The 25,045-nt window shown below is 65.2% G+C and carries 23 protein-coding genes; 11 read left to right on the top strand and 12 right to left on the bottom strand.

Features of this window, described 5'->3' with window-relative positions:
- Positions 1 to 450: 450 nt before the first annotated feature.
- Positions 451 to 1,614 (top strand): 3-deoxy-7-phosphoheptulonate synthase, encoded by a 1,164-nt coding sequence (locus KHY18_RS12870; RefSeq protein WP_213300279.1) that lies wholly within the window; start codon positions 451 to 453, stop codon positions 1,612 to 1,614.
- Between the two features lie 33 nt (positions 1,615 to 1,647).
- Here KHY18_RS12870 and KHY18_RS12875 read toward each other — a convergent pair whose 3' ends face one another.
- Entirely contained in the window at positions 1,648 to 1,998 is a 351-nt protein-coding gene (locus tag KHY18_RS12875; protein WP_213300281.1) for a YqcC family protein, read from the bottom strand.
- A 142-nt stretch (positions 1,999 to 2,140) separates the two neighbouring features.
- On the opposite strand from KHY18_RS12875, the gene KHY18_RS12880 reads away from it, so the two are divergent.
- A complete protein-coding gene (locus tag KHY18_RS12880; protein ID WP_213300283.1) occupies positions 2,141 to 2,452 on the top strand; it encodes a hypothetical protein in 312 nt (103 codons plus the stop codon).
- Positions 2,453 to 2,640: 188 nt separating this feature from the next.
- On the opposite strand, the gene mpl is transcribed toward KHY18_RS12880, so the two are convergent.
- A complete protein-coding gene (gene mpl / locus KHY18_RS12885) occupies positions 2,641 to 4,071 on the bottom strand; it encodes a UDP-N-acetylmuramate:L-alanyl-gamma-D-glutamyl-meso-diaminopimelate ligase (protein ID WP_213300286.1) in 1,431 nt (476 codons plus the stop codon).
- A 247-nt stretch (positions 4,072 to 4,318) separates the two neighbouring features.
- Between mpl and KHY18_RS12890 the strand changes: the two genes are divergently transcribed.
- From KHY18_RS12890 to KHY18_RS12925, 8 genes are all read left to right on the top strand, one after another.
- On the top strand, positions 4,319 to 4,930 hold the full coding sequence (locus KHY18_RS12890) for a hypothetical protein (RefSeq protein WP_502768833.1): 612 nt from the start codon (positions 4,319 to 4,321) through the stop codon (positions 4,928 to 4,930).
- A complete protein-coding gene (locus tag KHY18_RS12895) occupies positions 4,902 to 5,486 on the top strand; it encodes a TlpA family protein disulfide reductase (RefSeq protein ID WP_213300292.1) in 585 nt (194 codons plus the stop codon). Before KHY18_RS12890 ends, KHY18_RS12895 begins: the two co-directional genes overlap by 29 nt.
- 126 nt (positions 5,487 to 5,612) lie before the next feature.
- The gene (accB, locus tag KHY18_RS12900; protein ID WP_213300295.1) at positions 5,613 to 6,062 is read left to right on the top strand and encodes an acetyl-CoA carboxylase biotin carboxyl carrier protein; all 450 of its coding nucleotides are present in this window, start codon (positions 5,613 to 5,615) and stop codon (positions 6,060 to 6,062) included.
- A gap of 114 nt (positions 6,063 to 6,176) precedes the next feature.
- A complete protein-coding gene (accC, locus tag KHY18_RS12905; RefSeq protein ID WP_213300298.1) occupies positions 6,177 to 7,532 on the top strand; it encodes an acetyl-CoA carboxylase biotin carboxylase subunit in 1,356 nt (451 codons plus the stop codon).
- Positions 7,533 to 7,613: 81 nt separating this feature from the next.
- Positions 7,614 to 8,498, top strand: a complete 885-nt coding sequence (gene prmA, locus KHY18_RS12910) for a 50S ribosomal protein L11 methyltransferase (protein WP_213300301.1) — start codon at positions 7,614 to 7,616, stop codon at positions 8,496 to 8,498.
- A gap of 41 nt (positions 8,499 to 8,539) precedes the next feature.
- The gene (locus KHY18_RS12915) at positions 8,540 to 9,655 is read left to right on the top strand and encodes a DUF3426 domain-containing protein (protein ID WP_213300304.1); all 1,116 of its coding nucleotides are present in this window, start codon (positions 8,540 to 8,542) and stop codon (positions 9,653 to 9,655) included.
- Between the two features lie 21 nt (positions 9,656 to 9,676).
- Entirely contained in the window at positions 9,677 to 10,573 is an 897-nt protein-coding gene (locus tag KHY18_RS12920; protein ID WP_213300307.1) for a carbohydrate kinase family protein, read from the top strand.
- A 67-nt stretch (positions 10,574 to 10,640) separates the two neighbouring features.
- A complete protein-coding gene (locus KHY18_RS12925; RefSeq protein WP_213300309.1) occupies positions 10,641 to 11,639 on the top strand; it encodes a metal-dependent hydrolase in 999 nt (332 codons plus the stop codon).
- A gap of 38 nt (positions 11,640 to 11,677) precedes the next feature.
- Here KHY18_RS12925 and KHY18_RS12930 read toward each other — a convergent pair whose 3' ends face one another.
- The 5 genes from KHY18_RS12930 to KHY18_RS12950 form a co-directional block, all read right to left on the bottom strand.
- Complete coding sequence (locus KHY18_RS12930; protein WP_213300311.1) at positions 11,678 to 12,412, bottom strand: hypothetical protein; 735 nt, start codon at positions 12,410 to 12,412, stop codon at positions 11,678 to 11,680.
- Between the two features lie 170 nt (positions 12,413 to 12,582).
- Positions 12,583 to 13,101, bottom strand: coding sequence for a carboxymuconolactone decarboxylase family protein (locus tag KHY18_RS12935; protein WP_213300313.1), 519 nt, complete (start codon positions 13,099 to 13,101; stop codon positions 12,583 to 12,585).
- 101 nt (positions 13,102 to 13,202) lie between these two features.
- Positions 13,203 to 14,204 (bottom strand): Bug family tripartite tricarboxylate transporter substrate binding protein, encoded by a 1,002-nt coding sequence (locus tag KHY18_RS12940; protein WP_213300315.1) that lies wholly within the window; start codon positions 14,202 to 14,204, stop codon positions 13,203 to 13,205.
- Positions 14,205 to 14,327: 123 nt separating this feature from the next.
- Complete coding sequence (locus tag KHY18_RS12945) at positions 14,328 to 15,158, bottom strand: SDR family NAD(P)-dependent oxidoreductase (RefSeq protein WP_213300317.1); 831 nt, start codon at positions 15,156 to 15,158, stop codon at positions 14,328 to 14,330.
- Positions 15,155 to 15,913, bottom strand: a complete 759-nt coding sequence (locus tag KHY18_RS12950) for an amidohydrolase family protein (RefSeq protein WP_249729103.1) — start codon at positions 15,911 to 15,913, stop codon at positions 15,155 to 15,157. Before KHY18_RS12950 ends, KHY18_RS12945 begins: the two co-directional genes overlap by 4 nt.
- A gap of 241 nt (positions 15,914 to 16,154) precedes the next feature.
- Between KHY18_RS12950 and KHY18_RS12955 the strand changes: the two genes are divergently transcribed.
- Positions 16,155 to 17,066 carry a LysR family transcriptional regulator gene (locus KHY18_RS12955; protein WP_213300322.1) on the top strand — a complete coding sequence of 304 codons (912 nt, stop codon included), beginning with the start codon at positions 16,155 to 16,157 and terminating at the stop codon, positions 17,064 to 17,066.
- Positions 17,067 to 17,130: 64 nt separating this feature from the next.
- Here the strand turns inward: KHY18_RS12955 and KHY18_RS27095 are convergent, their stop codons facing one another.
- From KHY18_RS27095 to KHY18_RS12980, 5 genes are all read right to left on the bottom strand, one after another.
- A complete protein-coding gene (locus KHY18_RS27095) occupies positions 17,131 to 17,772 on the bottom strand; it encodes a histone (RefSeq protein WP_502768847.1) in 642 nt (213 codons plus the stop codon).
- Positions 17,773 to 18,339: 567 nt separating this feature from the next.
- A complete protein-coding gene (locus KHY18_RS12965) occupies positions 18,340 to 19,431 on the bottom strand; it encodes a ribonucleotide-diphosphate reductase subunit beta (RefSeq protein ID WP_213300328.1) in 1,092 nt (363 codons plus the stop codon).
- Between the two features lie 216 nt (positions 19,432 to 19,647).
- Positions 19,648 to 22,566, bottom strand: a complete 2,919-nt coding sequence (locus KHY18_RS12970) for a ribonucleoside-diphosphate reductase subunit alpha (RefSeq protein ID WP_213300330.1) — start codon at positions 22,564 to 22,566, stop codon at positions 19,648 to 19,650.
- 413 nt (positions 22,567 to 22,979) lie between these two features.
- Entirely contained in the window at positions 22,980 to 23,615 is a 636-nt protein-coding gene (gene ampD / locus KHY18_RS12975; RefSeq protein WP_213300332.1) for a 1,6-anhydro-N-acetylmuramyl-L-alanine amidase AmpD, read from the bottom strand.
- A complete protein-coding gene (locus KHY18_RS12980; protein ID WP_213300334.1) occupies positions 23,566 to 25,044 on the bottom strand; it encodes a sigma-54-dependent transcriptional regulator in 1,479 nt (492 codons plus the stop codon). The genes ampD and KHY18_RS12980 overlap by 50 nt, the downstream gene beginning before the upstream one ends.
- Position 25,045 lies beyond the last annotated feature (1 nt).

Here is a 25,045-nt window from a genome sequence, read left to right on the forward strand (position 1 = left end):
GCCTGGCTTGCCAGGCAAAAGAGACAAAGAGGGCCCAGGCCCTCTTTTTTTCGTTTGCATGGCGCTCAACGGCATGCGCGGCACATGGATTTCGACGTTTTGCGTGCTTTTTTGTTTGCAAATTAACGCTGAATAAATGCAAAAAAATGATTTTTCACGCAGTTAAATTGCGTGTATGGCGTTTTTGAATGGCCTGTTGCAGGTTTATTGAATTGGGTGTTGCCTGTTGGCAACGTCGCCCGAGGGTGCGGGGCGGCAGGACTGTGCTACATTTTGTGCCTATGAATGCAGCACGCGCTTACTTTGCCTATTTTTGGTTCTCGGTCCCCGGCGGATGAGAGGCGAGCGCACAAGCACCCGAAACAAACTCTCTAAAAACCGCCGAAGCTGAAAAGCCCGGCGGTTTTTTTTTTGGTCCTTTATTTCCCACGCATTCCACGAAAGCAAACGATGACCGCTCCTACCGCATCCGCCAGCGATTCCTGGTATCGCAGCTCTGTCCACAAGACCGGCCAGACTGACGACGAACGTATCAAGGACATCACTGTGTTACCCCCTCCAGAGCATCTCATCCGTTTCTTCCCCATCTGCGGGACGCCCGTGGAGGCGCTGATCGGCAATACGCGCCACACGATCCACCGCATCATGGCGCGCGAAGACGACCGGCTGCTGATCATCATCGGCCCCTGCTCGATCCATGATCCGGCCGCGGCGCTGGAATACGCGCGCCGCCTGGCCGTGGTGCGCGAGCAGTACAAGGACACGCTGGAGATCGTGATGCGCGTGTACTTCGAGAAGCCGCGCACGACCGTGGGCTGGAAGGGCCTGATCAACGACCCCTACCTCGACCAGAGCTACCGCATCGACGAAGGCCTGCGCATCGCACGCCAGCTGCTGATCGACATCAACCGCCTGGGCGTGCCCGCGGCCAGCGAGTTCCTCGACGTGATCTCGCCCCAGTACATCGCCGACCTGATCAGCTGGGGCGCCATTGGCGCGCGCACCACCGAAAGCCAGGTGCACCGCGAGCTGGCCTCGGGCATCTCGGCGCCCATCGGCTTCAAGAACGGCACCGACGGCAACATCCGCATCGCCACCGACGCCATCCAGTCGGCCGGCCGCGGCCACCACTTCCTGTCGGTGCACAAGAACGGCCAGGTCGCCATCGTCAACACCACGGGCAATCAAGACTGCCACGTGATCCTGCGCGGCGGCAAGACCCCCAACTATGACGCCGAAAGCGTGGCCTCGGCCTGCGCCGACCTGCGCGCCGCGGGCCTGCCCGACACGCTGATGGTCGATTGCAGCCATGCCAACAGCTCCAAGCAGCACGAGCGCCAGAAGGACGTGGCGCGCGACATCGCGGGCCAGGTCGCCGGTGGTTCGGACTCGGTGTTCGGCCTGATGATCGAAAGCCACCTGCAAGGCGGCGCGCAGAAGTTCACGCCGGGCAAGGACGATGTCGCCGCGCTCAAGTACGGCCAGAGCATCACCGATGCCTGCATCGACTGGGACGATTCGCTGGCGACGCTGGCCGTGCTGTCGCAGGCCGTGCAGGCGCGCCGCGTGCGCCAGGAAACGCCGGCCGAAGCCGCGGCTCCCGCGCTGGCTTGAGGTTGAAGGCCGGCTTGCTGCCGGCCTGGCCGCTCAGTGCTGGCTGGTCGCGCCCGTGTTGAGCGCGTGGTCCAGCCGCTGCAGCACCGCCAGCAGGCGGCTGCAGTCGCGCGGCGCGAGCCGCGCGAACTCATGCTCGCCCAGTGCATGGGTGTGGCAATTGCCGGGCAGCTGGCCGCGCGCGTCGATCAAGGCGTTGAGCCGCGGCACCAGCACCCATTGCAGCCACTGGTGGAATTCGAGCGTGTCGTACATGAACGGCATGGTCGACGCCAGCGCCTCGGCGCTGGGCGGCAGCGCCGACCACAGATCGAGGGCGCTCATTTCCGCTTGCAGCGCCTGGAGCTGCTCCTGTATTTCGGCGTGCTGGGCAGTAAGAGACATCGGTAGACCTGTGGTAAGAACGGGGAGGGCGATTTTAGCCAGCCTGGGCGGAAACTGCTCGCAGTCCCGCTGGCGCCCGCGTGGCGATTGTGTTTAAGCTGCTTGCCTGGGCGCATCGTGCGCTCCCGCAGAAAGGCTTTTCATGCACAGCGAAGTGACCGTGACCCTGGCTCCCGAACAGGAATTCCATGTAGACCTGCGTGGCGTAGAGCCGCTGGACCACGAAGCCGCGCGCAAGTGGCTGGACGAACAATTCATCGCCTTCGATTGCGAACCCCTGCGCCCCAGCGGCAAGGTGCTGCTGGCTGACAAGCTGCTCACGGTGGCGCATGCCGCGGGCGCTTCGCGACTGTCCGACCCCGAATGGCTGCGCGCCTATGGCCGCGCGGCAACGGGCGTCACGGCGCGGCCCGTGGTGCGGGTAGATATTCCGGCGATGACGGTGGGGTATTGACGTCGCGCATGGCGGGGTCGCGATGGGGCGCCAGGATGTTTTTTGGCGCGAGGGCAGGCCGTTCATGGTTCGACCGGGCCGCGCAGGTAAGCTCACCACGAACGGGTTTTCCGTTCGCCCTGAGCTTGTCGAAGGGTGAACGGCCTGCCCTCAAAAAGAGCGCAGAAGTCCGAATCGCGCGTCTGACATCAGAACTGTGCGCCATTCAATTGCGCTAGTAACTTGGCGTGAATCCCGCCAAACCCCCCATTGCTCATGCACACCACCTGATCGCCGGGCCGCGCCGCGGCCACCACCTGGGCGACCAGCGTGTCGATGTCGGCCGCGGTCTGGGCGCGCTTGCCCGGGCCCACGCCCAGCGGGGCGAGCGCGGCGGCCGCGTCCCAGTCGAGGCCGGCCGTGTGGCAGAACACCAGGTCGGCGCTTTCGAGCGACCAGGGCAGCAGCGCTTTCATCGCGCCGAGCTTCATGGTGTTGCTGCGCGGCTCGAACACCGCGAGGATGCGTTGGTCGGCGGAAGTCGTGCGGCGCAGGCCGTCGAGCGTGGTGCGTATGGCCGTGGGGTGGTGGGCGAAATCGTCGAAGACCGCAATGCCGCGCACCGTGCCGCGCAGCTCCATGCGGCGCTTGACGTTCTGAAAACGCGCCAGTGCCGCGCAGGCCTGGGCCGGCGTCACGCCCACATGCTGGGCCGCGGCGATCGCGGCCAGCGCGTTGAGCTGGTTGTGCACGCCGTTCAGCGACCATTCGAGCCGCGCGACGTTCTTGCCGCGCTGCAGCACGTCGAACGCATGGGGCTCGCCCTGGGCGCTGAAGTCGCTCACGGCCGAGCCGAAGTCGCAGACGTCGCTCCAGCAGCCCTGGTGCAGCACGCGCGTGAGGCTTTCTTCCAGCGCGTTGCTGACGATGCGGCCCGATGACGGCACGGTGCGCACCAGATGGTGGAATTGACGTTCGATGGCGGCGAGATCATCGAAGATGTCGGCGTGGTCGAACTCAAGATTGTTCAGGATCGCGGTGCGTGGGCGGTAATGGACGAACTTGCTGCGCTTGTCGAAGAACGCGGTGTCGTATTCGTCGGCTTCGATCACGAACAGCGGTTCGGCGCCCGCGGGCCCTGGGCCCGAGGTCGGGCGCCTGGCGGCGCCCAGCCGCGCGGAGACGCCGAAGTCCAGCGGCACGCCACCGACCAGAAAGCCGGGTTGCAGGCCGGCGCATTCGAGGATCCAGGCCAGCATAGAGGTGGTCGTGGTCTTGCCGTGCGTGCCGGCCACGGCCAGCACATGGCGCCCGCGCAGCACATGCTCGCTGAGCCATTGCGGGCCGCTGGTATAGGGCACGCCGGCGTCGAGGATGGCTTCCATCAGCGGGTACTTCGCGCGCCCGTCGGGCAGGCGCGCGCGGCTCACGACGTTGCCGATGACGAACATATCGGGCCTGAGGCTGATCTGGTCGGCGTCATAGCCTTCGATCAGCTCTATGCCCAAGGCGCGCAGCTGGTCGCTCATCGGGGGGTAGACGCCGGCATCGCAGCCGGTGACGCGGTGGCCCGCTTCGCGCGCGAGTGCGGCGAGTCCGCCCATGAAGGTGCCGCAGATCCCCAATATATGTATGTGCATGGCACGGGATTCTACGTTTGGCGCGGGGCGCGGCGCGCGTTGGCCGGGCGCTGGTCACAAGGGCTTGCAAAAAATCCGCTGCCGGGCATTTAATGGCTCTAGGGCCCGGCGGCGGCATAGGCAATCACCGCTGACATGCCGGGGCGATGGCATCCCGGTATTCTGTAGCCAGGGGCCTGCAGTCATGCGCTGCAGGTGTTTGTCGGTTTGGCGTTTTTCGGGGGGCTGTATGCAACAAGACTCACTCATGGATGAAATCGCCCACACCGCCGCGCGCCTGGTAGTCGAAGACGGCCTTGACTGGGGCGCGGCCAAGCGGCGTGCGCTGCGTGAGCTGGGCCTGCCGGTGCGCACCGCCTTGCCCGACAACGACCGCGTCGAGGATGCGGTGCGTGAATACATCGCGCTGTTTTGCGCCGACACCCAGCCCGTCGAGCTGCGCGCGCTGCGCCGGCTCGCGCTCGAGTGGATGGAGCGCATGGCGGAGTTCCGCCCCCATCTGGGCGGCGCGGTCTGGCGCGGCACGGCCACCAGGCTGTCCGATGTCTATCTGCAGCTGTTCTGCGATGACTGCAAGTCGGCCGAAATCGCGCTGATCAACCACCATGTCGATTACGACCCGAGCACGGTCACGGGTTTTCATGGCGAGGACGTCGAGGCGCTGAGCATGGGCGTGATGTGCCGCGAGCTCAATGTGGTCGTCGGCGTACACCTGCTGGTCTACGATCTCGATGATCTGCGCGGCGCGCTGCGCCCCGATTCGCACGGCCGCAGTCCGCGCGGCGATACGGCGGCAGTGCGCAAGTTGCTGCGTGAAGATAATGGAACCCATGACGAATCGAAACAACCAGTCTCCTGATTCCTCCCCGGCTGCCGACGCCCCGGGCGCCGCAGCCTCTTCCTCGCGCCGGCTGTGGCTGGGCGCGGGCGTGGCCGGTGTGGCCGCGGTGGCGGGCGCGGGCTTTGCCTGGTGGCGGCTGACGCCGGGTGCGGCCGAGCCCGGCGTCGAAGAAGTGCTTTGGCAGCAGCAGTTCACCACGCCCGATGGCGCGCCCCTGCCCATGGCCGCCTGGCGCGGCCAGCCGTTGATCGTCAATTTCTGGGCCACCTGGTGCCCGCCTTGCGTGCGCGAACTGCCGCTGCTGAGCGAATTTGCGGGCCGCAAGTCCGCACATGGCATTCAGGTGGTAGGCTTGGCGGTCGACAAGCCCGCGCCGGTGCAGAAGTTTCTGCAGCGCCAGCCGCTGGCTTTTCCGGTCGGCATGGCCGCCGAGGGCAGTCAGCTCACACGCGAGCTGGGCAATCTGAACGGAGGCCTTCCGTTCACGGTGTTTCTGGGCGCGGACGGTAAACTGCGGCAACGTAAAATAGGCGAATTGAGCGCGCAGGATCTTGCGCAATGGGCCCAAAGCTAGCTTGGGATCTGCCTTTTTTCCCTAATCTCCCTTGCGATGTTGATGAAAAATGTGCCTCGAAACGCGAAGTAGGGCGAAATTGGAGTAAATTCGCGCCCTTATTAAGTTTTAGTCGCTGGAGCTCCCATGGATTTGCGAAAACTCAAGACCCTGATCGATCTGGTCTCTGAATCCAACGTGTCAGAGTTGGAAATCACCGAGGCCGAAGGCAAAGTGCGTATCGTCAAGAGCGAAGGCAAGGTACTCCAGCAGTATGTCGCCGCGCCCGTGGCCGCACCCGTGGCGCCTGCCCCGGCTGCCGCACCCACGGCCGAGCTGCCTGCTCCCGTGGCTGCAGAGACTGGTCATGTCGTGAAGTCGCCTATGGTGGGTACGTTCTACCGCTCGTCGAGCCCGGGTGCCAAGCCCTTCGTCGAGCTGGGTTCCGAAGTCAAGGAAGGCGAGACCATCTGCATCATCGAAGCGATGAAGATCCTCAACGAGATCGAAGCCGACAAGTCGGGCAAGATCACCCGCATCCTGGGCGAAAACGGCCAGGCGGTGGAATACGGACAACCCCTGTTCGTGATCGAGTGATCGACGAGTCTGTGATGCTGCGTAAAGCAAAAAGTAGCAGCCGCGCCTGTCGCCCGGCTGTGCCCATGACTGTGGCGTGCGCCCATACGCAGGCACTGCGCTGCGAGGACTTCCATGTTTAAGAAAATTTTGGTGGCCAACCGGGGCGAAATCGCCCTGCGCATCCAGCGCGCCTGCCGCGAGCTGGGTGTCAAGGCCGTGATGGTGTACTCCGAAGCCGACCGCGACGCCAAGTACGTCAAGCTCGCCGACGAAGCCGTCTGCATAGGCCCCGCGCCTTCTCCGCTGAGCTATCTCAGCATGCCGGCCATCATTTCCGCGGCCGAAGTGACCGACGCCGAAGCGATCCACCCCGGCTACGGTTTCCTCAGCGAAAACGCTGACTTCGCCGAGCGCGTCGAGAAAAGCGGCTTCCAGTTCATCGGCCCTTCGCCCGAATCGATCCGCATCATGGGCGACAAGGTTTCGGCCAAGCAGGCAATGATCAAGGCCGGCGTGCCTTGCGTGCCCGGCTCCGATGGCGAACTGCCCGATGATCCGGTGCAGATCCGCCGCATCGCCAAGGCCGTGGGCTATCCCGTGATCATCAAGGCCGCAGGCGGCGGCGGTGGCCGCGGCATGCGCGTGGTGCATACCGAAGCCGCGCTGGTCAATGCCGTGCAGATGACCAAGGCCGAAGCCGCAGCGGCGTTCGGCAATCCTGCGGTGTACATGGAAAAGTACCTGCAGAACCCGCGCCATATCGAAATCCAGGTGCTGGCCGACAAGTTCAAGAACGCCGTCTATCTGGGCGAGCGCGACTGTTCCATGCAGCGCCGCCACCAGAAGGTGATCGAAGAGGCGCCCGCGCCCGGCATTCCACGTCGCCTGATCGAACGCATTGGCGAGCGCTGTGTCGCGGCCTGCAAGAAGATCGGCTACCGCGGTGCGGGCACGTTCGAGTTCCTGTTCGAAAACGGCGAGTTCTATTTCATTGAAATGAACACCCGCGTTCAGGTCGAGCACCCCGTGACCGAAATGATTTCGGGCGTTGACATCGTGAAGACGCAGATCATGGTCGCGGCCGACGAGAAGCTGCCGTTCACGCAGCGCCAGATCGAGCTGCGCGGCCATGCGATCGAGTGCCGCATCAACGCCGAAGACGCGTACAAGTTCACGCCGTCTCCCGGCCGCATCACCACCTGGCATGCGCCGGGCGGCCCGGGCGTGCGCGTCGACTCGCACATCTACACGAACTACTTCGTGCCCCCGAACTACGACTCGATGATCGGCAAGCTGATCGTCCACGGCGACACCCGCGAGCAGGCCCTGGCCCGCATGCGCACGGCGCTGCTGGAAACCGTGGTCGAAGGCATCAACACCAACATTCCCCTGCACAAGGATCTGATGGTCGATGCCAAGTTCATGGAAGGCGGCACCAACATCCATTACCTGGAAGAGTGGCTGCAGCTGCGCAATCCCAAGCGATGAGTCAGGCCGCAGGGCTGTGACCGCACATGCTGGCCTCTGGCGACGGAGGCCGGCATTTTCATTTTTACAAGGAACGGCGTCATGTTTGAACTGAGCCTGTTGTGCCCGGAAGACCGGGTGGAAACCATCAGCGATGCGCTGGATGCGCTGGACGCACTGAGCGTGTCGGTCGAAGACGCCGATGCGCAGACCGAGGCCGAGCAAGCCCTGTTCGGCGAACCCGGCATGCCGCCGCCCAAGGATGGCTGGCAGCGCAGCCGCGTGGTCGCGCTGTTTCCCACCGAGGAACTCGCGCAGGAAGCGCGCCAGCTGCTGAGCCTGCAGGACTTCTTCGAAGGCTGCACGATATTGGGCGTCAACAACGTGCCCGAGCAGGACTGGGTGCGCCTGACGCAGTCGCAGTTCACGCCCGTGGACATCACGCCCGAGTTCTGGATCGTGCCGACCTGGCACGACATGCCCGCCCAGGCCAAGGTCAGCATCCGCCTCGACCCGGGTCTGGCGTTCGGCACCGGCACCCATCCCACGACCCGCATGTGCCTGCGCTGGATCGCGCGCCAGCCCGCGGGCTCGCTGGGCCGCGTGCTCGACTACGGCTGCGGCTCGGGCATTCTCGCCATCGGCGCGGCCAAGTTCGGCGCGGTCGACATCGACGCGGTGGACATCGATACCGCAGCCGTCGATTCTACGCTGCTCAATGCCCAGGCCAATGAAGTGCAACTGTCCGCCGGCCTGCCCGACCAGGCACGCGGCGAATACGGCACGGTGCTGGCCAATATCCTGGCCTCGCCGCTGAAGGTGCTCGCGCCGCTGCTGTGCGCGCATGTGGCCGCTGGCGGCAATCTGGTGCTCGCCGGTATCCTGGAGCGCCAGGCCGACGAACTCAAGGAAGCCTATGCGCCCTGGGTCAAGCTCGAAGTCGCGGATGCCCAGGACGGCTGGATCCTGATGACCGCTTCGCGCTGAGCCTTGCGCCCCGGTCGCCCCACTTTTGACAGGAACTGCCGATGAGCCAGACCACGCGCTGCCCTTCTTGTGGAACGAAGTTCAAGGTGGTGGCCGACCAGTTGCGCATCTCAGAGGGCTGGGTGCGCTGCGGCCAGTGCGAGCAGGTCTTCGATGCCACGCTGACGCTGGAGTCGCCGGGCATGGCTGCTGCGGCGCCCGTCGCTGCGGCGCCCGTCGCGGCGGCGCCGGTCGCACCGTCTGACGCGGCTGCGGGCTATGCGCTGCCCACCGCGGTCGAAGACGACGACGACCTGCCGCTGGACGCTGCGCCCATGCGCGCCGCGTCCGAGCCCCAGTCCTGGCCGGAGCTGACTGCCGAGCCCGAGCCTGAACCCGAACCCGAACCCGAACCCGAACCCGAAATTCCCCCGGTCCGCGAGAGCGCGCCCGAAAAACGCTCCGATCCGGACTTCGATTCCGCGGCGCAAGATTTCGCCGCGCGGGAGATCGGCGCGCGGGAGATCGGCGCGCAGCCCGCATCCGAGCCCGAACTGCCGCCGGATTCCGAACTGGAACCCGAACCGCAGTCTGAGCGTGAGCCCGACGCCGCCGAGACCGCTGCCGCCGATCCGTTCGCGCTGCCGCAACTGCCCGAGGCCGAGCCCGGCTTCGTGCGCGCCGCGCGGCGCAAGGCGTTCTGGCATGCCCCGGGCGTGCGGCTGGCGCTGGTGTTGGGCAGTACCGTGCTGCTGTTCGGTCTGGCGCTGCAAATCGCGCAGCAGGAGCGCAATGCGCTGGCCGCCTGGCAGCCGTCGCTGCGTCCCGCACTGCAAGGCCTGTGCACGCTGACCGGCTGCACGCTGTCGGCGCGCCAGGACATCAGCCAGGTGGTGATCGCCAGCTCGGCCTTCACGCGCAGCGCGCAGGCCGACAATTACCTGCTGAGCCTGACCATAGAAAACCAGGCCGGCACCGAACTCGCCATGCCTGCCGTGGAACTCACGCTGACCGATCTGCAGGACCAACCGGTGCTGCGCCGTGTGCTGCTGCCCGCCGACCTGCAGGCACCGGCGACGCTGGGCGCGCAGTCCGAATGGAGTGTGCGCATTCCGCTGGCCGTAGCCGCCACGCCCACGCGCATCGCGGGTTATCGTGCTCTTGTCTTTTATCCCTGATCTTTGGAAAACTCACCGACCATGGCCGCCCTCATTTGTGGATCCCTCGCGTTTGACACCATCATGACCTTCGAGGGTCGTTTCGCGGACCAGATCCTGCCCGATCAGCTGCATATTCTCAATGTGTCGTTCCTGGTGCCCACGCTGCGCCGCGACTTCGGCGGCTGCGCGGGCAACATCGCCTACAGCCTGAAGCTGCTGGGCGGCGAGCCGCTGCCGATGGCGATGCTCGGCAGCGACGGCGCGAGCTACCTGGAGCACATGCGCGAGCAGGGCATCTCGACGCGCCATGTGGGCGAGAGCGGCGAGATCTACACGGCCCAGGCCATGATCATGACCGACAAGGACAACAACCAGATCACGGCCTTCCACCCCGGCGCGATGTCGCATGCCCACCTGCTGCAGATCACGGCCGAGACGCGCGCCGCCGTGGGCATCGTCGCGCCCGACGGCCGTGACGCCATGATCCAGCATGCACGCCAGTTCAAGGAAGCGGGCATTCCTTTCGTCTTCGATCCGGGCCAGGGCCTGCCGATGTTCAACGGCGACGAACTCAAGGTCTTCATCGAACAGGCCGACTGGATCGCCGTCAACGACTACGAAGCCAAGGTGCTTTGCGACCGCACGGGAATGGACCTGGCGACGTTGTCGCAGCAGGTGAAGGGCCTGGTCGTGACGCTGGGCGCCGACGGCTGCGAAGTCTGGGAGCAGGGCGAGAAGACGCTGGTCGCGCCGGTCGTGCCCAAGCAGGTCGTCGATCCCACGGGCTGCGGCGACGCCTGGCGCGGCGCGCTGCTGTTCGGCCTCGAAAAAGGCTGGTCGCTGGTGCGCTGCGCCGAGCTGGGCAACCGCGTGGGCGCGCTGAAGATCGCGAGCAAGGGCCCGCAAAACTACCTGCTCGATTTCGCGGTGGAATAAGCCACGCGTGCGGTCATGGGCGCGTCATGCGTCCATGGCGCAATAGGCCTTTTGAACCTGGACGACCATGGATTCCGTTTCACAGATCGCGCTGGGTTCGGCGCTGGCGATTGCCACCCTCGGGCGCCGCACGGCCGTCTGGAAAGCCGCATTGTGGGGCGCCGTGGCCGGCACCTTGCCCGATCTCGATGTGCTCATCGACCACGGCAATGCGCTGGCCAACATGGTCAACCACCGCGGCAACAGCCATTCATTGCTCTATCTGTTCCTGCTCGCGCCGCTGCTGGGCTGGGGCATAGCGCGGCTGCACGGCGAAGGCGCGCATTGGCGCCGCTGGTGGCTGGCGATGGCGCTGGTACTGGTCACCCATCCGATCCTGGACTGGTTCACGATCTACGGCACCCAGTTGCTGCGGCCGTTCAGCACCGAGGCCTATGGGCTGGGCAGCGTGTTTGTGATCGATCCGCTCTATACGTTGCCGCTACTGATCGGCGTCGGCATCGCGCTGTGCCGCAAGTCGTTTGCGGGTCTGCGCGCGAACCAGATCGGCCTGGCGCTCAGCAGCCTTTATCTGGCCTGGGGCGTGCTGGCGCAGCAGCATGTCATTGGCATCGCCCAGGCCTGCCTGGCGGCGCAGCGTATTGCGGCGCAGCAGCTGTTGGTCACACCCACGCCGCTCAACACGCTGCTGTGGCGTGTCGTCGCGCTGGACGACACGCACTACTGGGAAGGCTATTACTCGGTGTTCGATACAGACCGCGAGATGACATGGACGCGCCACGATCGCGGCACGGATCTGCAGGCGCAGCACCTACCGCAGGCGCCAGCGATCGCGCAACTGGCGCGATTTGCCGATGGCTTCGTCAAGCTCGAGCAGCAGGGCGATGCGCTTTATCTCAGCGATCTGCGCATGGGAAGCGAAGGCCGCTACAGTTTTCGCTTCCGGCTGGGCAGTCTGGCAGAGATTGCCGCGGGCCAGGCCGGTGCCGAGCAGCAAGCCCTGGATTTTCCGGTGCGCGAAGCCCTGGTCGAGCTATGGCACCGTATCTGGCACAAGCCGGGCTGAGGCCGTGCAAGACGCATGCGCCGCTTCGCTGGCGGTAATTACGACAAATGGTCAGGTGATGGAGAGTGCGCGCCAACGATCGCTGGAATGAATTCCTGCGTCTCTGCCCCGTTGCTGTCCTCGGCATTGCTGTCGTCGTTGCGGTTGTCGTCGCCCTGGCTGACAGCATTCAAATCTTCATTTTCCTGTTCCTCTTCAGGACGGTATTCGTCGGGCGTGGTGAGTGTGTTCAGCACCACCTCTGCCGGCTGATCCAGATCGGCACCGATCGCTGCTTTGGCTGATTCCGTGGGGTGCTGCGCATTGTCCTGTTGTTCGCGGGCATCGCCATCGCCGTCAGAGGGTCGGCATTCAGCGGGATTGACTTGCTCGCTGCTGGTTGTTTCAAGGGGGCCGCTTTTCGCGGTTGGCGGATTTTCGGTTCCGGCTTCTGGTTGCTGAGCCTGATCCGATAGTTGCTGTTCCTGCTCGGTTGCAACCTGCCTCAGCTGGCTCTCCAGCTCTTGCTGGCGCTTCGACAGGTGGTCCAGTTGATAGGGCAGCCAGGTGTGCTGCACATAATCCAGGGCGCTCAGCGCCGAGAGGCCATGCTCCTGCTGCGCTTGCCGCATAAGCTGCAACAGATAGGGAAAATACTCACGCAGGTGGTTCAGCGTGTACATCAAATCTGGCTGTTTACGTAAAAACGCCATGTATTGCACGCCGTGCTCCAGCTTAGGGATCAGAGTCTGAACTGCCGATAAATCCTGCTCTATTTCTGCTGTGGTTGGCATAAGTTTTGGATCCTTGAATGAAAAGCTGATTGTATAGTAAATAGCTATTTATCATCAATCATTGAAAGATTCCAACTATCGTGCTGTGAATTTTGCCGCTTCGGCGGCAGACGTTTGTGCCTATGGGGGCGTGGCAGGTGCGGCGTTACGGCGGCAGACGTGGAGATTTCTCAATGCCCGATCTCGAACGCGCAGAGAAATCGGGAAACCATGTTGTAGGCACCAATGGTCGCCACCAGATCGACCTGGGCGCGGGCATCGAAATGCGTGCGCACCTGGGCGAACAGTGCGTCGGAGACGACGATGCTGCGCGTCATCGCATCGGTAAGCTGCAGGGCCATGCGTTCGGCCGCGGTCCATGGGGCGTCTGTCGCCAGCGTTTCGCTGCGTAGGGCTTCGATGGCTGCGGCGCTCTGGCCGGCGCGCTCGGCATGCGGCACATGGGCCTCGAACTCGTAGGGAGCGTTGTTGAGCACGGCGACACGCAGGATCACCAGCTCGCGCAGTCCCGCGTCCAGGCTGTTGCGGTTGCGCACGGCCGACAGCATCTGCTCCCAGCCATGGGCCATGGCCGGGCTGTTGAGCAGCACCTGGTACAGCGGTGAGATGCGGCCGCGCTCGGCAATGATCTGCGCTTCTTGCGCAGCGAGTTCGGGGCGCGTGCCGGGAAGAATGGGGGAGAGTCTCATGAAGCAACGATCTGCGGCAGGCGAAAGGGAAAACCATGTGGCTGCCCGCGGCCTGCCGGCGCGGGTGAACGGGCGCGCCACACGGCGCGGTCGGTTGGCTATCAGTCGGCGCGGATGCCGGCCTTGGCCACGATGTCTTTCCAGCGGTTCTGTTCGGCCTGGATGAAGGCCGCGAACTGCGCGGGCGTTTCGCCGCCGGCCACGGCATCTTCCTCCTTGAAGCGCGCCACCACGTCGGGCGACTTGAGGGCGGTCACGCAGGCTTCCTGCAGGCGCTGTACGACTTCGGGCGGCGTGCCCGCGGGTGCGAGCATGCCGTACCACTGTACCGACTCGAAGCCCGGGTAGCCCGATTCGGCCACGGTGGGCATGTCGGGCAGCGAGGGCAGGCGCTGCTTGGTGCCGGTCGCGATACCGCGCAGCGAACCTTTCTTGATGTGCTTGGCCAGCGCTGGCGTGCCGGCCGAGAACAGGTGAATGCGCCCGGCCAGAAGGTCGTTGAGCGCCGGGCCGGTGCCGCGGTAGGGAATGTGCGTGGCCTTGAGGCCCGTGGTCAGCTTGAGGTATTCAATGGCGAGATGGCCGGCGCTCGCATTGCCGGCCGAAGCGTAGTTCAGCATCGTCGGGTTCTGCTTGCTGTATTCGATCAGTTCCTTGAGGCTCTTGGCGGGCACGCTGGGGTGAGTCACGAACAGGCTGGGCACCTTGACGAACAGCGTCACCGGCACGAAGTCCTTGTTCACGTCGTAGCCCGGGTTGCTGTAGATGAACGGGTTCACGGCCATGGAGCCGACATGGGCCTGGATCAGCGTATAGCCATCGGCTGGCGAGCGCGCGACGTCGAGCATGGCCGGCACGCCGCCGCCGCCGGCCTTGTTCTCGACCATCACCGTGGTGCCGAAAATGCGCGTCAGTTCATGCGCCACCGTTCGACCGACGATGTCGGAGGTGCCGCCGGGCACGAACGGCACGATGAACTTGACGGTGCGGCCCTTGGAAGGCCAGTTCGGGTTCTGGGCGTGAACAATGGTCGCGGGCAGGGCGCAGGCCAGGCCCGCGCCCAGCAGGCTGCGGCGGTTCAGGGATGGAAGGGAATGGCTCATGGTGTCTCCTTGATTTGTTGTATGAGCATGAAGAAAGGGGTGGGGTCGGCTTTTCGGACGTGCGAATTCCCCCAGACCCGTTTTGCGGCGGGCCCGTTCGCGGGCGTCAAAGCGGGTGGCGGTTCAGTCGCAGCGCACGGACATGCCGCCGTCGACGATGATTTCGGTGCCGGTCACGAACCGGGATTCATCGCTGGCCAGGTACAGCGCGGCATTCGCGGTATCGCGGCCGTCGCCCATGAAGGGCAGGGGAATGCGCGACTGGCGCTGCTCAAGCAGTGCCTGCACATCGCCGCCCGCGCGCTGGCCGGCCAGGCGGATTTCCACCATCGGCGTATGCAGCTGGCCGGGCACCACGGTGTTCACGCGTATCGACTGCTTGGCGTATTGCACGGCCAGCACGCGCGACAGCTGGATCACGCCGGCCTTGGTCGCGGCATAGGCGATCTGCGCCGAGCCCGTCCAGCGTATGCCCGAAGTCGAGGCGATGTTGATGATGTTGCCGCTGCCCTGGGCCAGCATCAGGGGCAGCGCATGTTTGCAGGTCAGGAACACGCTCTTGAGGTTGTGGTCGACCTGGGCGTCCCAGACTTCCTCGCTCATTTCGACGGGCCCGCCCTTGGCCGAGCCGCCTACGTTGTTGACCAGTACATCGAGCCGGCCGAAACGTTCGTGGCAGGCGCTGATCGCCTGCTCGATCGAGGCGCTGCTGGTGACATCGCAGGTGCCGGCGACGAAGCTGCCGCCGATCTGTTCGATCATGGCGCGGGTCTCGACCAGGCGTTCGGCGTCGCGGTCGACGCCATAGACGTTGGCGCCCTCCTGCGCAAAGCGCAGCGCCATCGCGCGGCCGTTGCCCCAGCCCGGGCCGACCGAGCCGGCGCCGGTGATGAAGACAGTCTTGCCCGCGAGGCGGCCCTGCGGGTTCATGGGAGTGGAGGTGTCGAAGGTCATCGCGTAAGAAGCTCTGGAAGGGGCGGGAACTGATAAAGACGGGCGGGCGTGTCGACCAGCAGGTCCTGCAAGGCTGCGGCACTCGGCGCAATCTCGTCCAGGCTGCGGATCAGCTGCGCGTCGTCGGGCGTGTGGCTGTGGTTGGGATGGGGCCAGTCGGTGCCCCACAGGCATTGCCCGGAAAACTCGGCGAGCAGCTGGCGCGCCAGCGCAATGCCTGCGGCATATGGCGGTGTTGGATCGATGCGGTCGATGCCGCTGAGCTTCACGAAGACATGGGGCTGGCGCAACAGTGCGCGCAGAGCCTGGAAATGCGGGTGCCCCGCACCCAGTCGCGCGTCGACGCGCCCCATGTGGTCTATCACCACCGGCACGGCGCTGCGCGCCAGTGGCGCGGCCAGCTGCGCCAGCAGATCGCTTTCGCAGTGCAGCTGCAGATGCAGGCCCGCATGGGCCAGGCGCGGCGTCATGGCAATGGCGTCTTCCAGACTCGCGGCTGGCGGCAGATGGTGCATGAAGTTGAAGCGCACGGCGCGAAAGCGCGCATCCGCCAGCTGCGCCAGTTGCGCATCGGGCGCATCGGCGGGGGCCAGCGCCACGCCGACATACTGTCCGTCCGCGGCCTGCAGGGCCTGCGCCACCCAGTGGTTGTCAAAGCCGTAGGCCGTGGACTGCACCACCACGCAGCGGTCCATGCCCCAGTTCCGGTGCAATGCAAACAGCTGGTTGTGATCCTGGCCCGCAAGCGGGTGCATGTGCGATGCATGCCGCGGCTCATACACATGCACATGGCTGTCGCAAGCGCCTGGCGGCAACGGGCGAGCGCCCGAGGCGGTGGTCCGGGGCGAAAGGCGCGGGGCCGATGTAAAGGTGGAATTCATGGTCATGGGCTGCTGCCATTGTGGGTCGCAGGCATGGCATTTTGGTAGAAATGTATTGGATATCAGTTATCAGCAATACTTATGCGATTGCCCGCTACCAATTGGTGAACCCTCGATGGATCTGACGCGTCTTCGCTACTTTTCGGCCGTGGCCCAGGCGGGCAGTTTCAGCCGCGCGGCCGCGGCCTTGCACCTGTCGCAGCCGGCCTTGAGCCGCCAGGTGCTGCTGCTGGAAACCGAGCTGTGCCAGCGCCTGTTCGAGCGTACCGGGCGCGGCGCCCAGCTCACCGAATCGGGCGCGGCGCTGCTCGAGCATGCGAACGGCATCTTCGCGCTGGCCGCGCATGCCCAGTCCGACATGGCCGAGCGCTTGCGCAGCCCGCGCGGGCGCATCAGCATCGGCTTGCCGCCGCGCGTGGCGCATGTGATCGCGGCCGATCTGGTGCTGGCGTTTCGCCAGGAGTTTCCCGATGCGACGTTGTCCATCGAGGAGAACCTGAGCTTTCGCCTGCGCGAATGGCTGCTGGCCGGGCGCGTGGATCTGGCGCTGATGTTCGATCCGCCGCCGTCGCCCCAGCTGATGACCGAAACCCTGCTGCGCGAGCCCATGGTGTTCATCAGCACCCAGCCGCTGCCGGCCAAGATACGTCTGTCCCAGCTGGTGCAGCGCGAGCTGGTGGTGGCGCGCTCACCGAATGCGCTGCGTTCGCTGCTCGAAGCCCATACCGCGCCGCGCGGGCTGTCGCTGCGCCTCGTGGCTGAAGTGGATTCGGTGCAGACCGTGCTGTCGCTGGTGGCGCGCGGCGTGGGCGATACCCTGCTGCCGCTGAGCGGCACGATAGGCTGGAATTACCCGCATCCCCTGCATGTCGCGCATGTCGTGGCGCCGGCCATGCGCAACAACTTCGTGCTGGCCGTGCCGCGTGCCAAGCCGGCCACGCGGCTCACGCGCTTTGTCGAACAGCTGCTCAAGGACATGGTGGCGCGGCATTTCAGCGCCCTGGCCGTGCCGCGCAAGAGCACCTGATTCCGGCCCCATGAAAAAAGCCCGAAACCTTGCGGCTTCGGGCTTTGGTGGTGAGCATCACACCTCAGGGCTTGGTGCCTGTGGGGAAGGGCCATGCGGCTTGTGGGTTCAGTGCGGTCTGTGCCACTGGCGCGGCGGCGACGGCAGCGGGGGCTGCCGCGGCCTTGGCGGGCTTCTTTGCAGCAGCCTTCTTGGCAGGTGCAGCAGCCTTGGCAGGTGCAGCAGCCTTGGCGGGAGCGGCAGCCTTTGCGGGAGCAGCAGCCTTCTTCGCGGGCGCAGCAGCCTTGGCAGGTGCGGCGGCCTTTGCAGGTGCAGCAGCCTTCTTGGCGGGAGCGGCGGCCTTGGCTGGCGCAGCAGCCTTCTTGGCGGGAGCGGCAGCCTTCACAGAGGCGGCCTTTGCCGGAGCAGCAGCCTTCTTGGCAGGTGCAGCGGCCTTGGCAGGAGCAGCAGCCTTCTTCGCGGGTGCGGCAGCCTTGGCAGGAGCAGCAGCCTTCTTCGCTGGTGCGGCAGCCTTTGCCGGAGCAGCAGCCTTCTTGGCGGGCGCGGCAGCCTTGGCGGGAGCAGCAGCCTTCTTGGCGGGCGCGGCGGCCTTTGCCGGAGCAGCAGCCTTCTTCGCGGGCGCGGCAGCCTTGGCAGAGGCGGCCTTTGCCGGAGCAGCAGCCTTCTTTGCGGGCGCGGCGGCCTTTGCCGGTGCAGCAGCCTTCACAGAGGCGGCCTTTGCCGGTGCAGCGGCCTTGGGTGCAGCGGCCTTCTTGGCAGGTGCAGCAGCCTTGGGCGCAGCAGCCTTCTTCGCGGGAGCAGCAGCCTTGGCCGAAGCCGTGGACGGCTTGGTCACCGCGGCTTTGGTAGAGGTTGCGGCCGGCTTGGCGGCAGCGGTCTTAGGCGCTGCTACGGGCTTGGCCGCAACAGCTTTCTTCGCCGTTGCTGCCGGCTTGGCTGCGGCCTTGGGCGCAGCAGCTTTCTTGGGTGCCGCGGCCTTGGTCACGGTCGTGGCCTTGGCCGCCACTTTCGTGGCGGGTGCTGCCGCTTTTTTCACGGACTCTGCCTGGGTAGCAGTCGAGGCCTTTTTGTCGGCCGTTTTTTTCGCAGTTGCCATCATCTTCTCCTTGGTCGATTTGCACAAAACACTTCGACTGCACATGGGCAGGAAGCGATCCATAGCGATGTGGAGTGACGCATCGCAATGAACACGGAATCGCCCCGCGCAGCACCTTGACTCAAAGTGATTTGTTCGGGACGGTATATGTGTGCCATTGTGCCTGCTGGAGAGCGATTAATCCCAGGAAAGTGCGCCGCCGGTCTGATACTCGATCACTCGTGTCTCAAAGAAGTTACGTTCCTTCTTCAAATCGATCATCTCGCTCATCCAAGGGAACGGATTTTCTTCGCCGGGGAACAGTTCTTCCAGGCCGATTTGCGTGGCCCGGCGGTTGGCGATGTAGCGCAGGTAGCCCTTGAACATCGACGCGTTCATGCCCAGCACGCCGCGCGGCATGGTGTCTTCGGCATAGGCGTATTCGAGTTCGACGGCCTTGGTGAACAGCGCCTTGATTTCTTCCTTGAACTCGTTGGTCCAGAGGTGGGGATTTTCAAGCTTGAGCTGGTTGATCAGGTCGATGCCGAAGTTGCAGTGCATGGACTCGTCGCGCAGGATGTACTGGTACTGCTCGGCGGCGCCGGTCATCTTGTTCTGGCGGCCCAGCGCGAGGATCTGCGTGAAGCCGACGTAGAAGAACAGACCTTCCATCAGGCAGGCGAAAACGATCAGCGACTTGAGCAGCGTCTGGTCGGTTTCGGGCGTGCCGGTGTGGAAGTTGGGGTCCATGATCGCCTCGATGTACGGGATCAGGAACTCGTCCTTGTCGCGGATCGACTTGACTTCGTTATAGGCGTTGAAGATCTCGCCTTCTTCCAGGCCCAGCGACTCGACGATGTACTGGTAGGCGTGGGTGTGGATCGCTTCCTCGAAGGCCTGGCGCAGCAGGAACTGGCGGCATTCGGGCGCCGTGATGTGGCGGTAGGTGCCCAGCACGATGTTGTTCGCGGCCAGCGAGTCGGCCGTGACGAAGAAGCCCAGATTGCGCTTGACGATGCGGCGCTCGTCTTCGGTCAGGCCGTTCGGGTCTTTCCACAACGCGATGTCGCGCGTCATGTTCACTTCCTGCGGCATCCAGTGGTTGGCGCAGGTGGCGAGGTACTTTTCCCAGGCCCACTTGTACTTGAACGGCACCAGCTGGTTGACGTCGGTCTTGGCGTTGATGATGCGCTTGTCGGCGGCATTCACGCGCTTGAAGGTGGCGGGCGCGGCGGCCTGTGCTTCGTCGGCCGGGGCGTTGGAGGAGGTGTCGTCGTCGAAAGTCAGCATGGTGTATTCCTGAAAGAGGCTGCGATTGTGGGCAGCGTGGCCGGCATTGCGCGCGGATGTCCGTGGAGCGAGCCTGCGGATTCCGTGGGCCGGCGTTCGTCTTATTTTTGCAGAAAGCGAGCGCGGCCTGGTGCCGCGCTTTGCGCCACCCCACCGGCCGTGGCCGGGTGGGGTCAACGCCCGCAGGCGTTCAAGGGCTCTATAAGCGATGAGCGCTTATTGGCAAGCCTCGCAGCCTGGGTCGTCGATCGCACAGAACTTGATGTCCGTTGCGGGCGTGCTGGCCAGGGCCGCAGCGGCGGCCTTTTCGAGCGCGCTGGGCACCGCGGCAGCGGCAGCCGAAGCCACCGTCACGGCCGCTGTGGCCGCAGCCGCGGTTGCCGAAGACGACACGGCGTTGAGCGTGCGGCTTTGCACGGTCGACTTCTCGACCTGCGTGGCGCTCGTGGTGCGCAGATAGTAGGTGGTCTTCAGACCGCGCAGCCAGGCCAGCTTGTAGGTGTCGTCGAGCTTCTTGCCCGAGGCGCCGGCCATGTAGATGTTCAGGCTCTGGGCCTGGTCGATCCACTTCTGGCGACGCGACGCGGCTTCGACCAGCCATTCGGGCGAGACTTCGAAGGCCGTGGCGTACTGGTCCTTGATCTCCTGGGGAACGCGGTCGATGGGACGCAGCGAACCGTCGAAGTGCTTCAGGTCCATGACCATCACGTCATCCCACAGGCCCAGGCGCTTGAGGTCGCGCACCAGGTAGTTGTTGATGATGGTGAATTCACCCGACAGGTTGGACTTGACCGACAGGTTGCCGAACGAAGGCTCGATCGAGGCGTCCACGCCAACGATGTTGGAAATGGTTGCCGTGGGAGCGATGGCCACGCAGTTGGAGTTGCGCATGCCGTCGGCCGCGATCTTGTTGCGCAGGGCGTCCCAGTCGAGGCGGATCGAACGATCGACTTCGACGTAGCCGCCACGGGCCTTTTCCAGCAGGTCCAGCGTGTCCAGCGGCAGGATGCCACGGTCCCACAGCGAGCCCTTGAAGGTCGAGTAGGCGCCGCGTTCCTTGGACAGCTCGGTCGACGCCCAGTAGGCGTAGTAGCAGATGGCTTCCATCGACTGGTCGGCGAACTCCACGGCCTGCAGCGAGGCGTAGGGCATGCGCATTTCGTACAGCGCATCCTGGAAGCCCATCAGGCCCAGGCCCACGGGGCGGTGGCGCAGGTTCGAATCCTTGGCCTTCTGCACCGCGTAGTAGTTGATGTCGATCACGTTGTCGAGCATGCGCATCGCCGTGGTGATGGTCTTGCGCAGCTTTTCGTGGTCGAGTTGGCCGTTCTTGATGTGGCGCACCAGATTGACCGAGCCGAGGTTGCAGACCGCGGTTTCGGTGTCGCTGGTGTTGAGCGTGATCTCGGTGCACAGGTTGGACGAGTGCACCACGCCCACATGCTGCTGCGGCGAACGGATGTTGCAAGGGTCCTTGAACGTGATCCAGGGGTGGCCGGTTTCGAACAGCATCGACAGCATCTTGCGCCACAGGTCGGTGGCGGGCAGTGTCTTGTGCAGCTTGATTTCGCCGTTGGCGGCCTTGGTTTCGTAGGCGGTGTAGGCCTTCTCGAAATCGGTGCCGAACAGGTCATGCAGGTCGGGCACATCGGCGGGCGAGAACAGCGTCCAGGTGCCCTTTTCGATCACGCGGCGCATGAACAGATCGGGGATCCAGTTGGCGGTGTTCATGTCGTGCGTGCGGCGGCGGTCGTCGCCGGTGTTCTTGCGCAGTTCCAGGAACTCTTCGATGTCGAGGTGCCAGGTTTCCAGGTAGGTGCAGACCGCGCCCTTGCGCTTGCCGCCCTGGTTCACGGCCACGGCCGTGTCGTTGACCACCTTGAGGAAAGGCACGACGCCTTGCGATTCGCCGTTCGTGCCCTTGATGCGCGAACCCAGGGCGCGCACGCGCGTCCAGTCGTTGCCCAGGCCGCCCGCGAACTTCGACAGCAGTGCGTTTTCCTTGATCGCGTCGTAGATGCCTTCGAGGTGGTCGGGCACTGTGGTCAGGTAGCAGCTCGACAGCTGCGAACGCAGCGTGCCGCTGTTGAACAGCGTGGGCGTGCTGCTCATGAAGTCGAACGAGCTCAGCAGCTCATAGAACTCGATGGCGCGCGCATTGCGATCGGCTTCGCCCAGCGCCAGGCCCATGGACACGCGCATGAAGAACGACTGGGGCAGTTCGATGCGCGTCTTCTTGACGTGCAGGAAGTAGCGGTCATAAAGGGTCTGCAGGCCCAGGTAGTCGAACTGCTGGTCGCGTTCGGCCTTGAGGGCCTTGGCCAGGCGTGGCAGGTCGTAGTTGAGCAGCTCGGGGTTGAGCAGTTCGTTGTCGACGCCGTTTTGCACGAAGCCGGGGAAGTAGTCGACATAGGCGGCCGACATGTCGGCGGGCGCGACATCGCGGCCCATGACTTCGCGCACGATCGTGTGCAGCAGCAGGCGCGCGGTGGCGTAGGTGTAGTCGGGGTCTTTTTCGATCAGCGTGCGCGCGGCCAGGATGGCGGCCTTGAACACTTCGTCGATGGGCACGCCGTCATACAGGTTGCGCAGCGTTTCCTGAACGATGGGATCGGGCTTGATGTCGGCGTTCAGGCCCTTGCAGGCGGCTTCGATCAGCGCCAGCAGGGCTTCACGGTCGAGCGGCACGCGCTGGCCCTTGTCGGTCACGTGCAGGACGGGCGCGGGAGCGGCCGTGGCCTGGCCGGCCTTCTTCTGCTCGGCGCGTTCCTGGTTGCGGCGTTCGCGGTACAGCACGTAGGCGCGCGCGACTTCATGGTGGCCGCCGCGCATCAGGCCGAGTTCGACCTGGTCCTGGATGTCTTCGATGTGGAAGGTGCCGCCGCCCGGACGCGAGCGCACCAGCGCGCGCACCACGCCTTGCGTGAGCTCGTCCACCATTTCGCGCACGCTGGACGAGGCCGCGCCCTGGGCGCCGCGCACGGCCAGGAAGGCCTTGGTCACGGCGATGGCGATTTTCTGCGGCGTGAAGTCCACGACGTCGCCGCTGCGGCGCATGACGTGGTACTGCTCGGTGGCCGAGTGGTTCGCTGCATCGGCGGACGCAGTGGATACGGGGTTCAACGCTTCTTGCATGGATTCCTCTTGGGCGTTTAAGTGATGGCGCTGTAGTGGCGTATGGCCGGCAGCGCGGTGGCTTGTCCACAAGCCATGCACACGCTGTGCACAACTTTTTAACACTAAATGTAGTGCTTGTGGGTGGTGTCGACCACTACAGGTAGTGTCTTTGGTTCGGGTGCTAGTGTAGCGCGGAGCATCCGAAGAGGCTACGAATCGGCACGGAAAACCTTGTCCTGGCGCAGGAAAGCGGTGGCTGTCCGAGGCGTTGAGACGGGAGTGCGCAGCGCCAGGGCCAGCGCCCGCGCGGGCTCGCGACGAAGTGCCAGGCTGCCGATTGCGGCGAAATTTTTTTTGCGGGCGTGGCAAAAAACAGGTGGTTGCCAGACACCGATTGACGCTGTCGAAAAAACGCCTTATGCGCTCAAGGGCTACTGCGCTGGCGGCCAGTCCAGCGCGCCGGCCGCGAGCGCGCCGCGCAGCCGCGCCCACTCGAAGCCCGGCCCGGGATCGAGCTTGCGGCCCGGCGCGATATGTTCGTGGCCGGCGACATGGCGTATAGGGTAATGGGCCACGAGGTCGGCGCACAGCCGGGCCAGCGCCGCGTATTGCGCGGCTTCGAACGTCAGGCCTTCGAGGCCTTCGAGTTCTATGCCTATCGAGTCGTCGTTGCAGTTGTCGCGCCCGCGCCAGCGCGACGCGCCCGCGTGCCAGGCGCGTTGATCGCAGTCGACGAATTGCCAGATGACGCCCGCGCGCGTGATGAAGAAATGCGCCGAGACTTCGATGCCGCGTATGCCCTGGTAATAGGGATGGGCGTCCCAGTCGAGCTGGTTGGTGAACAGCTGCTGCACCGCGCCCGTGCCGTATTCGCCGGGCGGCAGGCTGATCGAATGCAGCACCAGCAGATCGATGCACGCACCTTCAGGCCGTGGGCCGAAGTTGGGCGAGGGCAGGCGCTGCGCTGGCTGGTACCAGCCGCCTTGCCAGCGGCTGGCGGTCCGGCGATCGCCGGACTCAGTCGGCCGGGGGGAGGGTGTCGGGGCTGTCGGAGGCGTCACTGTCATGGGGAGCGGTAATGTTCAGGCGTGCGATGCGGTAGCGGATCTGGCGCAGGCTGATGCCCAGCCGGGCCGCGGTCGCGGTGCGGTTGAAGCCCATTTCATGCAGGGCGCGCACCAGGATGTCGCGCTCCTGCTGGTCCAGCCAGGCCTGCAGGTCTTGCGGCAAAGGCGTGGCGCCGGGCGCCGCGCCGGCGTCGACGCTGGCCGCAGCCACGGGCGCGGGGGCCTGCGGCTCGGGCGTGTCGAGCGACAGCTGCTGGCCTTCGCTGAGCGTGAGCGCGCGGTGCAGCTGGTTTTCGAGTTCGCGCACATTGCCCGTGAGCGGCAGGCGCGCGAGCTGCTCGAAGAATTGCGGCGACAGCTGCGGCACGGCACAGCCGGTCTCGGCGGCAATGCGTCCGAGCAACACCTCGCACAGCGCCGGCAGGTCTTCGCGGCGTTCGCGCAGCGGCGGCAGGCGCATTTCGATGACGTTGAGCCGGTAGTACAGGTCCTGGCGAAAGCGCCCTTCGGGCACTTCCAGCGCCAGGTCGCGATGCGTGGCGCTGACGATCCGCACATCGACGCTCTCTTCCTGGGTCGAGCCCAGCGGGCGCACGCGCCGCTCCTGGATGGCGCGCAGCAGCTTGGCCTGCATGGCCAGCGGCAGATCGCCGATTTCGTCGAGGAACAGCGTGCCGCCGCGCGCGGCCTGGAAGTAGCCGTTGCGGTCGTGCGTGGCGCCGGTGTACGAGCCCTTGCGCGCGCCGAAGAACTCGGCTTCGAGCAGGTTGTCGGGAATCGCGCCGCAGTTGACCGCGATCAGCGGGCCGTCGGCGCGGTGGCTGCAGGCGTGCAGCGCGCGCGCGACCAGCTCCTTGCCCGTGCCCGATTCGCCCTGGACCAACACTGGCGCCATGCCTTTGGCGACCTTGAGAATGTTCTGCTTGACCGCGCGCATCGCGGGCGATTCACCGACCAGCTGGGCGAGCGTGCTCGCCGGGTCGGCCAGGCGTGTCTCGGCTTCGCGCCCGCCGCTGCCGCGCGCGCTGCGCCCGGGCGAGCCGCTGGCGGACGGCGCGGGCCGGTGCACGGCCGAGGCCACGACGGCGCGGAACTGCTTGAGGTCCACGGGCTTGCTCAGATAGTCGAAAGCACCGGCGCGCAGCGCTTCGACCGCGTTCTCGGCCGAGCTGTGGGCGGTGATGACCACGCAGCGCTCGGGGCGCTGCTGGGCGCGCAGCTCGTGCAGCAGGTCCAGGCCCAGGCCGTCGGGCAGGCGCATGTCGGTGAGCACGGCGTCGAAGCGCTGGGCCTGCAGCGCCGCGCGCGCTTCCTGCACGCTTTCGGCGGTTTCGACGCGGTAGCCTTCGCGCAGCAGCGTCAGCTCGTAGAGCGTGCGCAGGTCGGGCTCGTCATCGATGACCAGGATGGAGGCGGCTATGTCAGGCATG

Source organism: Acidovorax sp. CCYZU-2555 (assembly GCF_018413525.1).
In the GTDB taxonomy this organism is placed as follows: Bacteria; Pseudomonadota; Gammaproteobacteria; order Burkholderiales; family Burkholderiaceae_C; genus Comamonas.

Excerpts from the sequence above, each read along its gene's own strand:
- KHY18_RS12870 (WP_213300279.1), top strand. The coding sequence starts at position 451 with ATGACCGCTCCTACCGCATCCGCCAGCGATTCCTGGTATCGCAGCTCT.
- KHY18_RS12875 (WP_213300281.1), bottom strand. The coding sequence starts at position 1,998 with ATGTCTCTTACTGCCCAGCACGCCGAAATACAGGAGCAGCTCCAGGCG.
- KHY18_RS12880 (WP_213300283.1), top strand. The coding sequence starts at position 2,141 with ATGCACAGCGAAGTGACCGTGACCCTGGCTCCCGAACAGGAATTCCAT.
- mpl (WP_213300286.1), bottom strand. The coding sequence starts at position 4,071 with ATGCACATACATATATTGGGGATCTGCGGCACCTTCATGGGCGGACTC.
- KHY18_RS12890 (WP_502768833.1), top strand. The coding sequence starts at position 4,319 with ATGGATGAAATCGCCCACACCGCCGCGCGCCTGGTAGTCGAAGACGGC.
- KHY18_RS12895 (WP_213300292.1), top strand. The coding sequence starts at position 4,902 with ATGACGAATCGAAACAACCAGTCTCCTGATTCCTCCCCGGCTGCCGAC.
- accB (WP_213300295.1), top strand. The coding sequence starts at position 5,613 with ATGGATTTGCGAAAACTCAAGACCCTGATCGATCTGGTCTCTGAATCC.
- accC (WP_213300298.1), top strand. The coding sequence starts at position 6,177 with ATGTTTAAGAAAATTTTGGTGGCCAACCGGGGCGAAATCGCCCTGCGC.
- prmA (WP_213300301.1), top strand. The coding sequence starts at position 7,614 with ATGTTTGAACTGAGCCTGTTGTGCCCGGAAGACCGGGTGGAAACCATC.
- KHY18_RS12915 (WP_213300304.1), top strand. The coding sequence starts at position 8,540 with ATGAGCCAGACCACGCGCTGCCCTTCTTGTGGAACGAAGTTCAAGGTG.
- KHY18_RS12920 (WP_213300307.1), top strand. The coding sequence starts at position 9,677 with ATGGCCGCCCTCATTTGTGGATCCCTCGCGTTTGACACCATCATGACC.
- KHY18_RS12925 (WP_213300309.1), top strand. The coding sequence starts at position 10,641 with ATGGATTCCGTTTCACAGATCGCGCTGGGTTCGGCGCTGGCGATTGCC.
- KHY18_RS12930 (WP_213300311.1), bottom strand. The coding sequence starts at position 12,412 with ATGCCAACCACAGCAGAAATAGAGCAGGATTTATCGGCAGTTCAGACT.
- KHY18_RS12935 (WP_213300313.1), bottom strand. The coding sequence starts at position 13,101 with ATGAGACTCTCCCCCATTCTTCCCGGCACGCGCCCCGAACTCGCTGCG.
- KHY18_RS12940 (WP_213300315.1), bottom strand. The coding sequence starts at position 14,204 with ATGAGCCATTCCCTTCCATCCCTGAACCGCCGCAGCCTGCTGGGCGCG.
- KHY18_RS12945 (WP_213300317.1), bottom strand. The coding sequence starts at position 15,158 with ATGACCTTCGACACCTCCACTCCCATGAACCCGCAGGGCCGCCTCGCG.
- KHY18_RS12950 (WP_249729103.1), bottom strand. The coding sequence starts at position 15,913 with ATGCACCCGCTTGCGGGCCAGGATCACAACCAGCTGTTTGCATTGCAC.
- KHY18_RS12955 (WP_213300322.1), top strand. The coding sequence starts at position 16,155 with ATGGATCTGACGCGTCTTCGCTACTTTTCGGCCGTGGCCCAGGCGGGC.
- KHY18_RS12965 (WP_213300328.1), bottom strand. The coding sequence starts at position 19,431 with ATGCTGACTTTCGACGACGACACCTCCTCCAACGCCCCGGCCGACGAA.
- KHY18_RS12970 (WP_213300330.1), bottom strand. The coding sequence starts at position 22,566 with ATGCAAGAAGCGTTGAACCCCGTATCCACTGCGTCCGCCGATGCAGCG.
- ampD (WP_213300332.1), bottom strand. The coding sequence starts at position 23,615 with ATGACAGTGACGCCTCCGACAGCCCCGACACCCTCCCCCCGGCCGACT.
- KHY18_RS12980 (WP_213300334.1), bottom strand. The coding sequence starts at position 25,044 with ATGCCTGACATAGCCGCCTCCATCCTGGTCATCGATGACGAGCCCGAC.